The organism is Butyrivibrio sp. (assembly GCF_015056685.1).
In the GTDB taxonomy this organism is placed as follows: domain Bacteria; phylum Bacillota; class Clostridia; order Lachnospirales; family Lachnospiraceae; genus Butyrivibrio.
In genome coordinates this window covers 41,106-55,385 of sequence record NZ_SVFW01000002.1, presented here as the reverse complement: position 1 = coordinate 55,385, position 14,280 = coordinate 41,106, and the positions used below count along the sequence as shown (strand labels likewise).

Here is a 14,280-nt window from a genome sequence, read left to right as displayed (position 1 = left end):
AAGCGGCAGCCCGTTTGGTCTGCCGCAAAAAATCTGCTATTAGTCGTTTAAGAACCATCCATTTCTTGAAAGGAATGTTCTGTTAGTTACAAGTGCATCAACGTCCTGTCCAATGATCTGAGAAGCCTGAGCCTTGTATGTAGCAGCCTGTGCAGTACCAAGGTACTTGTAAAAATCATAAGACATTTTCTTGCTGCCATCAAGATTTTTTAATCCCTGAGCGATATGACTCTCGATCTCATGAGCGTTATCCGTCTCTCTGAAGAGGATAAAGCTTGAAATATAAGGATTATTCTCAGCCATTGTATATGCATAAGTAAGTGAAGCTGCCTGAGCATCCTCTCCAAAGCTTGATGTGAATCCAATCTCTGAAAGAGAAATATTACGTACATTGCCACTTGGTGCAAGGAATGAAGCCTGGCACATATAATCTGTAAGTATGTAAATATTCTCCATTGTTATATAAGGAGTATTAAGAGAAGGACTTACATACTGTGACTGCTGCTTCCAAGCATATGGGTCAAACAGTGGTGCATTGTAAGGGTGAACTGAAAGTGACCAGTCAACATTACCCTCACGGTTCATGTAATAGTTAAATCTATCAAGATACTCTTTTGACATGAAGCATCCGGGATTAGATTTTCTGCACCATTCCTGGTCAAAAGAAGTATACACTCTTGCGTTGGCATTAACTGCTTTGATCTCATTGTAGAAAATACGGAAAGCCTTAACATACTCACTTACATTGAGCTCAAGGTTTGTTGAGTTCATGTAATACCATTCTGTTCTGGCATTAACTTCATTACCAATTACCCAGTTATCAACTGTTCCGTAAGCTCCGCCTGAATATCTCTGAGCAAGGAAAGCTGCAATAGCTTTAATATGCTGAGTTCCTGCATCTTCCTTGGTATTCATGGCATAGCCGGGACAAACATGCTCATCTCTTGAAAGCGGATGGATAAGATCTGCTCCTGCTTCTGTCTTGTTGTTAAGGATTGTCATTGTAAGCTGGAAGTTATTGATTGAACACCAGCGAACAAATCCATCATACTGAGCAAGCGCTGCGCCATTAAACTGATAATCAGCACCATTGTAGCTAAAGTGAACAACGTTTGAACCATCGCCAGGGCCTACGATATCGCCCATGTAAAGGTTGTAGACCATCTGTGCGATTCCAAGGTCCTTGAAAGTAGCCTCATCAGCACTGTTAGGAAGGATGCCCTTCATACCGTGGTCATTACGAGCAACTGTCTTCGTTGCAATTGCTTCAGGGTTTGTGATGTAGTGCTCGTCACTTACCTGAACCATTGAGCCGCCGCTCTTTACAGCTACCAAAAACTTTTTACTTAAATTTGACTCTGCTGAATAGAAATTAAGTGGGAATGTAAAAGTAGCATTTCCAGCTCTCTCAGTTGTGGCAACTACTGTTCCTACTGTGCCATCCTGATATACTTCATCAGCATAAAGATAATACTTTCCATCATCTGAAGAAGGAAGTGTACCTGCTGAGACATTTACTACTACCTGATCACCGGAAATAGTACATGAATTAATACTTACTACTCTTCCTGCAGCCTGAGCTACAGCTCCCTCATTATTTGTAACAAGGCTATGGCTTGAAACAGCTGCAAAAACTGTTGCTGCTGTAAGCACTGCGCCAAGTACCTTCTTAAAAAAAGATCCTTTTCTCACAACATTCCTCCAAAGTAATTCTTAATTTTGTTAGACCATTAATAATATAATTACTATCTGTACTTATGTCAAAAAAATTTACGCTTTTGCAATACTATCAACGAAAGCATCTACCTGTCCCTGATCTGCACTATGAAGCGCGCTCTTTATTGTCAGTGTGTTTTCCAGAATAGTAACATTCTTAAGCGCGGAGAGCTTGTCTGTCATGAGCTTAACAGTCATCGGCGCCCAGGTTCCGTTCTGTCCAAGGGCAAATGTTCTGTTCTGGACTCCAAGGGCGATCATATCATTAAGAAATGCCTCCATTGGCGGATAAACGCCTCCGTTGTAGGTCGGGCAGATAAGTACTATCGTCTTGCATCTCCAGACTTCACCGATCAGGTATGAAACATCAGTGCCTGATACATCGTGCACTTTAACAACTTTTCCTTTTTCTCTGAGCCCTGAAGCAACTGCCTCTGCTGCACTCTTTGTATGGCCATAAAGGCTTCCATAAACAAGTGCTATTTCTTCTGTCTCAGGAGTATAAGTGCTCCACTTTTCATATTTTTCAAGCAGCCACTCTATATTCTTTCTCCAAACCGGGCCGTGAAGAGAAAGGATCATCTGAATATCAAGTCCTGCTGCCTTTTTCAGAGCAGCCTGTACCTGCATTCCGTATTTACCAACTATATTTGCATAATATCTTCTTGAGGAATCCAAAAAATCTTTTTCATAGTCATACTCATCGGCAAATATTCCCCCATCAAGCGCCCCAAAGGTGCCAAAAGCATCTGCAGAGAAAAGAGCTTTTGAAGCATCGTCATAGGCAAGCAGAACTTCAGGCCAGTGAACCATTGGCGCTGCAACAAAATGGAAAGTATGCTTACCTGTGGAAAGGGTGTCTCCCTCTTTTACTTCCAGCTTCTTAAAGCCTGCTGCCGAAGGGAAAAACTGCTCCATAAATGTAAATGTCTTTGAATTACCTACGACAGTAACGTCCGGATAATAAGCTGTAACTGTATCAATAAGCGAGCAGTGATCAGGCTCCATATGAAGAACAACGAGATAGTCAAGCTTCTTATCACCCAAAACTTCTTTCAGATTTTCTATATACTGATCAGATACAGAAATATCTGCTGTATCAAATACTACTGTTTTCTCATCATCAACAAAATAGCTGTTGTATGATACTCCCTCAGGAATCGGGAAAATATTCTCAAATCTCGACAGTCTCCTGTCACTTGCTCCAATCCAAAAAATATCTTCAGTAATCTTTTTTGTCCCTCTCACTGTCATTTCCTCCATTATGCTAGTTTTATATATATTGTCTCACACTTATGTGTCAAAAGACATTTAATTATTTCTTAAATTCTAAGATAGTTCTCTCCACAACCTTAATATCGATTGGCTTTGAAACATGTGCATTCATGCCGGCATCAAAGGCCTGCTGTACATCATCTGCATAGGCGTTGGCTGTCATGGCTATGATAGGTATCCTCTGCGCCCAGTCAGTTGGAATTGCCCTTATGGCTGCAGCTGCCTCATAACCATTCATAACAGGCATCTGAATATCCATAAGTATCATGTCATAGTCGCCCTCTTTTGCCTCTTTGAACATTTCCACAACTTCCTGACCGTTGACGCCCCTTGTTACAGTTGCGCCTTCCATGCTCATGAGTTCAGTAAGGATATCGGCGTTAATATCATTGTCCTCTGCTGCCAGGAACTTCATGCCCTCAAGAGGATTCTTTTCCTCCTCGGTCTCTTTTGCCGAAGCTCTGGATGTCATGTCCTCAACAATCTGCTTGAGAGTTGAGATAAAGACAGGCTTAGGAAGGATATCGTTGGCTCCTGCTTTCTTGAGCTCATCTTCTACATCCTCGTAGGAATCAGCCATAACAAGCACAAGGCTGTTATTTCTTCTGTCTTTTGACCTTACCATTTTCACGATTTCTGCGGCAGACATGGCTTCTACTTCATTGTCGATGATGATCAGATCTATCAGCTTCTCTGCGCTGTTACAGTTTTCAATAACGTGTATCGCCTCAAAGCCGGTCTTGGACTCAAGCATTTCTACCTTATCAGCCTCAAGGGCTGTTCTGATCTGCTCATAACTTTCAGGTTTTTCCGCAACAAGCATTACACAGCTGATTCCATGGGCTTTCCAGAAACCAACATCCTTTTCATCAACTGCTTTAAGCCTTAAGTTGACTATAAATGTACTTCCCTTACCTTCTTCGCTTTCAACACGGATTGTGCCACCCATAAGTTCAACAAGGCTCTTTGTAATAGCCATACCAAGGCCGGTTCCTTGGATTCCCTTGGTTGCTCCCTTGTCTTCTCTTGTGAAAGCGTCAAATATCTTGTCTTTATACTCAGGCTTCATACCTATACCATTATCTCTTATGGTGAATCTGACATTTTGGAAGCCTTCGGATGATGATGGTGACTCATTTATAAGGAACTCGATCTTTCCGCCCTCAGGCGTGTATTTTATAGCATTTCCCAAAATATTCATGAGGATTTCATTTATTCTCTGTTTATCACCCATGAATGTGTCATGTTCCATCTCCTCGATTCTTACTATGTACTCCTGATTCTTGGCCTTGGCCTGGAAGCTTATAACAGAATTGATTTCTTCCAAAAGAAGGCCTATAGCTACTTCCTTTATATCAAGAGTGGTCTTTCCGCTCTCGATCTTACTCATATCAAGAACGTCATTAAGAAGAGAAAGAAGATTCTGAGATGCCAGACTTATCTTATGCGTATATTCTTTTACCTTATCAGGTTCTTCTGCGTGTTTATCAATAAGCAGGTTAAAACCGGTGATGGCATTCATAGGTGTTCTGAAATCATGTGACATGTTGGCCAAAAAGCTCGTCTTTGCCTTATTGGCTGTTTCAGCAGCATTAAGAGCTTCCTGAAGCTGATGATTTCTTCTAATTTCCTGTGTTATATCATACAGGGCAATAGCCATTCTCTTTCCGCCGTCATCAATAGTACAGATAACAGCGCCACGGTAGTATAGATGCTCACCTGTCTTTACATTCTCAAATCTTATCTCATCAATGATCCTTGCAGCGCCTTTTTTATTGCAATCCTCGATAATGTCTTTTAATCTTTCCTCTTTGCCCTCTCTCTGCGCCTTTGTAAGGACTCTGATATCTTCCTTCATATCTTCCATAGATATTCCAAGAATTGATTCTGCATTAGACGTAAGGAAATTACATGAGAAATCTTCTTCGTTTACTACTGCAAGAATATCGTTGTTCTTTTCTACTACAAAATCAAAAAGCCATTCCCTGTAATGAATGTCGCTTTCCTTAACCAAAAGATCTTCCTGATTGCGAAGGTTGATCTCATCTACCATATATTTAAGCTTTGACGCCATATCTTCCATTGACTCTGCAAGTTCTGCTATTTCATCCCTTCCATCATCCTGTATGGCAATATCAAAATTTCCATTTCTTACAAGATTCGCAGCTTCATTTAATTTGCTTACACGCCTGCTTGTCCTGTTCGAAAAAGTTGTTGCTATAATAATTGCTATAATGAATATTATGGCTGCTATCAAAACGACTGAGGTAAGCAAGGATCTTACATCTGCAACGATTTCGGCTCTGTCAACATAGTAAAATAACCGCCAGCCATTAGCCATCTTAGCTGCTGCCATAAGGAAATATTCATTTGTTGTCAAAAACTGTTCCGTGTCATCCTTAAAAACCCCGCTAAAAATGGTAGCTTTTATTTCGTTATTTAGTTTTTCATTTTTTATCTTTTTTTCTGTGATAACAGCGCCTGATTCATCTGTTATTACAATACCATTATTCAGGTAGCTGGACTGATTGGTTATTGAAAAGAAAAATTCATTGTTAACTTTTAGTACCACAATTCCAATTACCTTGGAAGATGAACTAACATCCAATAGCGCTTTGATTATATAAATTCCACCCTCACCATCGGTAACCCATTGGGCACCGTACTCTTTTTCACATAACTGGTACCACTCTTCTATTTTTTCATCGGTTGGTCTGCTCAAAAATTCCCCGATATGGTCACTGCCAAGAAGTTTTGAATAAAATTTTATAGATTCAATACTCATGTCACTTCCCATGAAGTACCAGATTAGAGGCTCTATATTTTCAGTTAGTTCCTCTGTTATAGCAAACGGATCCTCCTGAGCATATTCAAGTTTGCTTCTAAAGTTTTCTTCATACGAAAAGAACTTTATAACGTCATTCTCCCTTTTGGCATTATTTTCAATACCATAGGTAATAACATCAGAGCTTCCTCTCATCGCAACTTCTGTCTGCTCAATAAGATTATTTTTTGACAGAAAATATGAGTATATGCCCAATACAGACACCGGCACTACAATAAGCACCACAAAGGTTATTATCAGTTGTGCCTTGAAACTGTAAATATTTACCTTTTTCTTTTTTTCGATCATCTTTTATCCTCATTTAAACATGTTTCTATCTGTTTTTCATGGCATTGATCTGTATATCAGTCTCCATTAGCGCCATATTTAGAGGTTTCTTTCCTATAATTACCTGCTGAAGTTCCTTTCCAAATATAGCATCCATGGTCGGACCATCATCGCCCCAATCAAGAACCGGTAAAAACACCTGATTTGTATTAAAGGCTTCCTCTATACCATCAAAAGCATCCGGATTATCAAAATGAGTTCTACGAAGATACGTCCTGCTCCCCACTCTATCCTTCCATATAGCAAATTGTCCTTCATTGTTTGCAAGAGCTGCTACTACTTCTTTAGCACCTTCTAAATTCATAGCATTTACATTTATGGCGAATCCCAGGTTACAACCTCCTATGATCAATGGACCATATCTCCCCCAGCCCATGGGTAATGTCCCAAGTTGCATTTGGGGATTTGCAACTCTGATCCTGTTATAATCCTCTGGTCCTGCAACTAACATAAAGCTTTCTTCTGATACGAACTCTTTTATAGCAGCCTGCTTATCCGTATTATACATGTCAGCAGTAATAATCCCGTGCTTTATCATTTGTTCCCAAGCTGTAAGTGGTTCAAAAAGGTCCTTATAGAAAATAGATCTGCCATAATTTAGTCTTTCTCCAAAACCACTGCCATACTCTGTTCCAAAATAATTAGCCTGGAGTACCGCCTGAGCACTTTTCGATACAGTCTGATAATCCTTAAACCCTGCGGAAAGAGCCTTCATCCTCTTTCCTCTAATTATAAAATCGCACATAGTAATAAATTCCTGTGTGCTTTGAGGCACCTTCAGACCATATTTATCAAACAGATCCTTATTGACATACATACATTCAAAACAGGTTGTGCCGGGAACAGCATAGGTATCCTTGTCGTACCAAAATGCGTCAAGGGCTTCTGTGCTGAAATCACTACAATAGGATGTTAAAGGAATAATATATCCATTTTTTGCATTTTTTTTGGCCATACTCTGGTCAACATAAATGATATCAGGCGCACCCTTATATGAAAGCTGCGCATCTATTATGGACTCATAGTGAGCCTTATCAATATAAACAAATTCAAACTTGTAATTTGGGAACCTGCGGGCAAGATACGCCCTTAGATTGGAAGTGTACGAGTTATCATACCACGTTGCTACTCTGATAGTCTCTGTCTCTTCCATATTTTTAGAATCTATAGTGTCTTCCACTATTTTATCAACTGTAACAGGCTGTGGACTATTATCTCCGCAGCCTAGAAAAACGCTTAATATAAGCGCAACATCTAAAACAATACTAACAAAGGTTTTTTTTAGCCTTTCGCCGTCCATATTTCCCTCATAAAATATGCATCTGCCGTTAGTTTTATCTCAGTAAAATATTTTTAACCTCTCCGATAAATAGAATGTGATAACTTCCTTCAGAATAAAACTTCTTTTTTATTTCATCATCAATTAATGCATCTTCATCAAATTCCCTTTGATAAAGAACTTTACACGTTATTATCTCTCTTGCTTCATCTATGAATGGTATTCCGTTGTCGTAGTTAATATTTAGTCTGGAATTGGCGATCTTGTCCTCATCTCTTCCAGATACCATCTGAAGGTATTTGAGCGTGCCACGGTATTTCTCCTGATTCATGAAGCTGATCGAATACTCTCCGGAAGCATTTATAAGCTCGCTTGTGTATCTGCCTTTCCTGGCAAACACGAAAGTAACTCTCTTATCCCAAATATAGCCAACTCCGCCCCATGTTGCACACATGGTGTTAACCTTGCTGCCATCAGCTGCAGTGATAAGAATCTTCTCTCCTACAAATTTGTACGGTCCTGTCTCGATTTCTTCTGGATTAACTGGTTGAAATACATGTAACTCGCCCATATGGTCCTCCTTTAAAAGTCCCTTATTCTATCCTCGTCTGTAAGTCCTGTATTTTCAATATTAATTATCGTTACGCCGTAACTATAATTGTCGTTCACTTTAATAGTAACATGGTCTCCTACCTTATGTCCAAGTAATTGTTTTCCAAGTGGAGACTCAACACTGATAAGTCCCTTTAGAGAATTCTGACGCATTGTTGTTACTATTTTATACGTTTCCTCGGAACCATCCTCATCAAGTTTCACTACTACAGTTTTGTTCATTCCAACTTGGTCATCTTTAGTATTATCGTCAATAACTGTCGCAGTCTTAATCATTCTTTCCAAAAATCTTATACGACTTTCATTTTGGTTCTTTGCTTTTTTTGCTGCATAATACTCAAAGTTCTCTGATAGATCGCCCTGAGCTCTCGCTTCCTTTACATGTTCAAGCAGTTCTTTTCTCACAACGACTTTGCGATGTTCGATTTCTGCCTCCATATCTTCTATATCTTTTTTGGTCAATTCGTTATGCATTTTAATATATCCCCCTGATCTGGTGATTTATTGTAAGAAAAAAGCGAAGCCAAAGGGCTTCGCTTTTTAATAGTACTATTATCAAGCCTTTCCAACTGATCCGAAGAGCTCCATCTTTTCCTTAACTGTAGCCTTGATAGCTTCAGCACCAGGAGCAAGAAGCTTACGAGGGTCAAATCCCTTACCTTCAAGATCCTTACCTGCTTCAATATACTTACGTGTTGCATCAGCAAATGAAAGCTGGCACTCTGTATTAACATTGATCTTAGATACACCAAGTGAAATAGCCTTCTTGATCATGTCTGCAGGAATTCCTGTACCACCATGAAGAACGAGAGGCATAACACCTGTCTTCTGCTGGATAGCATCAAGAACGTCGAATCTAAGTCCTGGCCATCCTTCTGGATATTTACCGTGAATGTTACCGATACCAGCTGCAAGCATATCTACGCCAAGATCAGCGATTCTCTTGCACTCATCTGGATCAGCGCACTCGCCCATTCCTACAACTCCGTCTTCTTCTCCACCGATTGAACCAACTTCAGCTTCGATAGAAAGACCAAGCTGATGAGCAACGTTTACAAGCTCTGAAGTCTTAGCAACGTTCTCTTCGATGTTATAGTGTGAGCCGTCGAACATGATTGATGTGAAGCCGGCTTTGATGCACTTATAGCATCCATCGTATGTACCATGATCAAGGTGAAGTGCTACTGGAACTGTGATTCCAAGGCTCTTATCCATAGCCTTAACCATAGCTGCAACTGTCTCAAAACCTGTCATGTATTTACCAGCACCCTCAGATACACCAAGGATTACAGGAGACTTGAGTTCTTCTGCTGTTAAAAGAATTGACTTTGTCCACTCCAGGTTGTTGATGTTAAACTGGCCAACTGCATAGTGACCTTCTTTTGCTTTTACAAGCATGTCTTTTGCGGATACTAACATTTTGTTTTTCTCCCTTTGTATATGTAGTTATTGATGGTTAATAACATTATATACTCGTTGATATAAAAAATAAAGTTAAATAGTTCACAATCACCCGAAATCAAGTGTGTTATCTGCCCAGAATTCCTCTGCACTGATAGGAGCGTGACTATCGTAGCGAAGCACCAGTCCCGATAATCTTGAAAGCGTAATTGTCAGGATATTATTTTTTACTCTCATTCCACCAATATCAGTTCTAAATCCGCTTCCATCACTTAAGATGAGCTGATTTAAAAATGCATCTTTTGGAATTCCAAGCGCACTTACATCGATATCCTTGGTAACTTCAAATTCATTGTTGTTGATAAACACTATTGTTGCTGCTTCTCTGTTAAAACGGGCAAAAGAAATAACATTATTATCAGCAAGCAGCTCCATTACAGAACCTGTTTTTAATTCACTGCATTCCTTATGGATCCTGATCATTTCCTTGTGGAAACGTATCATATCCATATCCTCTTTTCCCCAAGGATAAGTTCTTCTGTTATCAGGGTCAGTAAATCCGCAGACTCCCGCTTCGTCGCCATAATAAATTGTAGGTGCTCCCGGCCATGTCATCTGAACCATTACAGCCTCTCTCATAACAGACTTCTTTATACCTGTTTCTGCTGAAGCCGGCATAAGAGTGTCACATCTTCCGACCTTCTGACTTGTCCTTGTCAGAAATCTTGAATGATCGTGATTTGAGAGCTCATTCATGGCTGTATAAAGTGAAGGCATACTAAAGTTCTCTCCACCTTCATAGAGCATGGTATCAAAAAACTCTCTTGCGTTGCCGTATTTTAAGGGCTTAAACTCGTCGCTATGTTTCTCCATGCCGGTAAGGAACCATGTGAGCGGCTCCATAAAAGCATCATAGTTCATGACAGTATCCCACTCATCACCCTGTAACCAGTCCTTAGCCTTTCCATAGTGTTCAGCAAGAATAATAGCTTCAGGATTGGCCTTTTTTACTTCTTCCCTGAATCTCTTGAAGAAATAGTGGTTGTATTCGGGTGAATGACCGATATCTGCCGCCACATCAAGCCTCCAGCCATCTGCGTTATATGGCTCAGAAACCCATTTTCTGGCAATTCCCAGGATGTACTCCTCAAGTTCTTTTGAACCCTCGTAATTCAGCTTTGGAAGGGTGTTATATCCCCACCAGCCGTCATAGTTATTGTTGTAAGGCCATTTTCCTCCGTTAAAAGAAAAGTAGTCATGATAAGGACTGTTCTCTGAAATATACGCACCATAGTTGTATTCGCTGTTTTCTTCGTAGATTCTGTCCCTATCCATCCACTTGTTAAAAGAGCCGCAGTGGTTGAAAACACCATCCAAAATGACCCTGATACCTCTTTTATGCGCCTCGCTTACAAGCATAGCAAAGAGTTTATCGCTCTCTTCCAGGTTCTTTTTGCTGGTAACTCTCTTTATATACTTGCTCGCATGAATATTCTCATGCTCATTGTCATCAAGGAGCTTTCCGCCATCTTCCACAATCTTTCCAAAATGAGGATCGATATGATCATAATCCTGTGTATCATATTTGTGACATGAAGGAGAAACAAACAGGGGATTAAAATAAATAACCTCTATTCCCAAATCTTTCAGATAATCAAGCTTGTCCATTACTCCCTGCAGATCTCCGCCATAGAACTCAGCATAATCCATCTTCGGATCCGGGTACTTCTCCCAGTCTTTGACCTGAACTGATTTGCTTCCGTTGTAATAATACTCTCCGGAGAGAACGTCATTGCTGGCATCGCCGTTGCAAAATCTTTCCACAAAGATCTGGTACATAACTGCGCCTTTTGCCCATCCCGGCGTGGAAAAGCCAGGGAAGATCCTAAAGAGCATGCTGTCTTTTGGCTGGCTGACTACTCCTCTTTTGTCAAAAAAGCATTTTTCTCCGTCTTTTCCATCTATTTCAAAATAATAAGTGGCTGGTTTTTCTCCGACGTTGAAAGAAATATCGTAATAATCAAAATTCCCTTCTGACTCAGCACGCTTCATGGGGCGCTTCTCATTATTCCATATGATAAAGACTTCTGAAGCCTCGTCCTTACCACATCTGAATCTGAAGTCGGTTTTTCTATTTTTATCCGGCTCAGTTGGCCTTAAATAGTCCATGGTCATATCATGGAATAATAGTTTTTTGTTCATAAATAAGTCCTAACTTTGTTATTAATGCAAAAAAGACAGCGGGTAGCTGTCTTTTTTAGAGAAGGTATTTCTTTCTTATGGGGTATAGCAAAAAACTATATAATGTATTGGGGGGTTACGCATATTATACTAACACCCACACCCCTTAGCGTAAAGACCAATACTCCACAAATATACTAAAAACAGCTCTTGGTTTTTGTGCATTTTGTACAATTAGATTTCTATCTCTATGTCTTCAGGGAGTTTCTTGCCTTCAAATAAAGCCTCGAACTCTTCCCTTCCAATCTTTTCTTTCTCGATAAGAAGTGCTGAACTCTGATGCAAAACATCCTCATACTGAAGGATTATCTCTTTAGCCTTGGCGTAGCACTTATCGATTATAGCCTTTACTTCTTTATCAATTTCACCGGCAACAAGTTCACTGTGATTTTTCTTGTGAGAAATATCATATCCAATGAATACGTCTTCCTCGTTCTCATCATAGTTGATCACGCCGATATTGCTTGACATACCATACTTGGTAACCATGCTTCTTGCTTCCTGTGTTGCTTTTCTGATGTCGCTTGAAGCACCTGTCGTAATATCTCCAAAAATAATTTCCTCAGCAATTCGTCCGCCGAGAGAAACCATAATATCCTGAAGCATTTTCTTTTTGGAAAGGAACATATCATCATTTTCAGGAAGTGGCATAGTATAACCTGCTGCCCCAAGTCCTGTAGGAATGATCGAAATTGTATGAACAGGTCCCACATCAGGAAGTACATGGAAAAGAATCGCATGTCCTGTCTCGTGGTAAGCAGTAATCTTTTTCTCTTTTTCTGAGATTATCTTGCTGCGCTTTTCTGTTCCGATACCTACTTTAGTGAATGAAGCATTGATATCTTCCTGATTGATGAACTGTCTGTTCTCTGTAGCCGCTTTAATAGCAGACTCGTTTAAGAGATTTTCAAGATCAGCTCCTGTAAATCCAGCTGTTGTCTGGGCAACCTGCTTAAGATTTACATCATCTGAAAGAGGCTTGTTCTTGGCATGTACCTTAAGAATAGCTTCTCTCTCACCAATATCAGGTCTTGTAACAGTGATCTTTCTATCAAAACGACCTGGTCTCATGATAGCCGGATCAAGAATATCTACTCTGTTAGTTGCTGCCATAACGATGATTCCTTCATTTACACCAAAACCATCCATTTCAACAAGCATCTGGTTAAGTGTCTGCTCTCTTTCATCGTGGCCACCGCCCATACCTGTGCCTCGTCTTCTGGCAACAGCATCTATTTCATCGATAAAGATTATACATGGAGCATTCTTTTTGGCATCAGCAAAAAGATCTCTGACTCTGGAAGCACCAACACCTACGAACATCTCAACGAAATCAGAACCTGAAATTGTAAAGAATGGAACTCCGGCTTCACCGGCTACTGCTCTTGCAAGAAGAGTCTTACCTGTACCTGGTGCACCTTCAAGAAGTACACCCTTTGGAATTCTTGCTCCTACCTGTGTGAATTTTCCGGGATCTTTTAAGAATTCAATGATCTCTGTAAGCTGTTCTTTTTCCTCTTTAAGACCGGCAACATCATCAAGTTTTATCTTGTTGTCATCGGCGCTCTGGAGCTTTGCACGGCTCTTTCCAAAGTTCATCATTCTGTTATTTCCTGAACCGGAAGCCTGCATATTGGTAAACATTGAGAAAATAAAGACCATAAGAACCAGTCCTACAACAACCGGGATTATACCGGTTATAAGGACGTTTTCAGACGGCACATCTTTGACTTCATAGCTTATGCCGTTATCTGCAACCAGCGTTTCGATAGCTGTCACATCAGTAGAATAAAAGGTCACATCATCAAGCCCGCCATTAAAGCTAACACGGACGGCACCTGTCGGTGTCTCTGTGTTAGGCATAATGACTACCCTTCTTACTGTACCTTCCTGTATATCTGCCTCCAACTGTGTTCGTGAATATGCCCCGGTATCTGATGTCATAAATCCCTTAGCATACTCAACAAACACCACCATTATCAGTAAAATTACCACAATGGCAAAAATTGAATTATAACCCTTTGTGTGATTCAACTTCTGAATCCCCCCTTTTAGAAGTTAATTAAACTCAACCACTCCGATATATGGTAAGTTTCTGTATCTCTGATCATAGTCAAGGCCATAACCAACTACAAACTCATCAGGAATCTCAAATCCTGTGTAATCAACCTTAACATCTGTAACTCTGCGCTCAGGCTTATCAAGAAGTGTGCAAAGCTTAATGCTTGCAGGCTCTCTGTCTCCGAGCATCTTTATAAGGTAAGAAAGTGTTCTTCCTGAATCAACGATATCCTCAACAATAAGAACATGTCTGTCCTTAAGTGGTTCATCAAGGTCCTTAACGATCTTAACAACACCGCTTGATTTTGTTGAACTTCCATAACTTGAAGCTGACATAAAGTCCATTGTTACAGGAACTGTTATTCTCTTTGCGAGTTCACACATAAAGAATACACCGCCTTTTAAAACACAGACAAGATGTACTGTCTCTCCCTGATAATCTCTGCTGATTGCCTCTCCAAGCTCCTTAATACGCTTGTCTACCTCTTCTTCTGTAAGTAGTACACGAACTGACTCAGCCACT

At 40.2% G+C, this 14,280-nt stretch carries 10 protein-coding genes; all 10 read right to left on the bottom strand.

The genetic code is table 11. The features are described 5' to 3' along the window. Positions 1-39 precede the first annotated feature (39 nt). On the bottom strand, positions 40-1,692 hold the full coding sequence (locus tag E7303_RS01095; protein WP_292143450.1) for a DUF5722 domain-containing protein: 1,653 nt from the start codon (positions 1,690-1,692) through the stop codon (positions 40-42). Between the two features lie 78 nt (positions 1,693-1,770). Next, positions 1,771-2,964: an FprA family A-type flavoprotein gene (locus E7303_RS01090; protein WP_292143449.1), complete on the bottom strand. Its 1,194-nt coding sequence runs from the start codon at positions 2,962-2,964 to the stop codon at positions 1,771-1,773. Between the two features lie 67 nt (positions 2,965-3,031). Then, positions 3,032-6,124 carry a response regulator gene (locus E7303_RS01085; RefSeq protein WP_292143448.1) on the bottom strand — a complete coding sequence of 1,031 codons (3,093 nt, stop codon included), beginning with the start codon at positions 6,122-6,124 and terminating at the stop codon, positions 3,032-3,034. A 25-nt stretch (positions 6,125-6,149) separates the two neighbouring features. Continuing rightward, positions 6,150-7,463, bottom strand: a complete 1,314-nt coding sequence (locus E7303_RS01080; RefSeq protein ID WP_292143447.1) for an ABC transporter substrate-binding protein — start codon at positions 7,461-7,463, stop codon at positions 6,150-6,152. A 34-nt stretch (positions 7,464-7,497) separates the two neighbouring features. Continuing rightward, on the bottom strand, positions 7,498-8,013 hold the full coding sequence (locus E7303_RS01075; RefSeq protein WP_292143446.1) for a flavin reductase family protein: 516 nt from the start codon (positions 8,011-8,013) through the stop codon (positions 7,498-7,500). Between the two features lie 11 nt (positions 8,014-8,024). Beyond that, positions 8,025-8,528: a transcription elongation factor GreA gene (greA, locus tag E7303_RS01070; RefSeq protein WP_292143445.1), complete on the bottom strand. Its 504-nt coding sequence runs from the start codon at positions 8,526-8,528 to the stop codon at positions 8,025-8,027. 81 nt (positions 8,529-8,609) lie between these two features. Beyond that, positions 8,610-9,473, bottom strand: coding sequence for a class II fructose-1,6-bisphosphate aldolase (gene fba, locus E7303_RS01065; protein ID WP_292143444.1), 864 nt, complete (start codon positions 9,471-9,473; stop codon positions 8,610-8,612). A 90-nt stretch (positions 9,474-9,563) separates the two neighbouring features. Then, a complete protein-coding gene (locus E7303_RS01060) occupies positions 9,564-11,657 on the bottom strand; it encodes an alpha-glycosidase (RefSeq protein ID WP_292143443.1) in 2,094 nt (697 codons plus the stop codon). A 213-nt stretch (positions 11,658-11,870) separates the two neighbouring features. Further along, complete coding sequence (ftsH, locus tag E7303_RS01055) at positions 11,871-13,730, bottom strand: ATP-dependent zinc metalloprotease FtsH (protein ID WP_292143442.1); 1,860 nt, start codon at positions 13,728-13,730, stop codon at positions 11,871-11,873. A 24-nt stretch (positions 13,731-13,754) separates the two neighbouring features. After that, on the bottom strand, positions 13,755-14,279 hold the full coding sequence (gene hpt / locus E7303_RS01050) for a hypoxanthine phosphoribosyltransferase (RefSeq protein ID WP_022772261.1): 525 nt from the start codon (positions 14,277-14,279) through the stop codon (positions 13,755-13,757). Position 14,280 lies beyond the last annotated feature (1 nt).

Coding starts and splice junctions, on each gene's coding strand:
- E7303_RS01080 (WP_292143447.1), bottom strand. CDS start 7,463: ATGGACGGCGAAAGGCTAAAAAAAACCTTTGTTAGTATTGTTTTAGAT.
- E7303_RS01075 (WP_292143446.1), bottom strand. CDS start 8,013: ATGGGCGAGTTACATGTATTTCAACCAGTTAATCCAGAAGAAATCGAG.
- fba (WP_292143444.1), bottom strand. CDS start 9,473: ATGTTAGTATCCGCAAAAGACATGCTTGTAAAAGCAAAAGAAGGTCAC.
- greA (WP_292143445.1), bottom strand. CDS start 8,528: ATGCATAACGAATTGACCAAAAAAGATATAGAAGATATGGAGGCAGAA.
- E7303_RS01085 (WP_292143448.1), bottom strand. CDS start 6,124: ATGATCGAAAAAAAGAAAAAGGTAAATATTTACAGTTTCAAGGCACAA.
- E7303_RS01060 (WP_292143443.1), bottom strand. CDS start 11,657: ATGAACAAAAAACTATTATTCCATGATATGACCATGGACTATTTAAGG.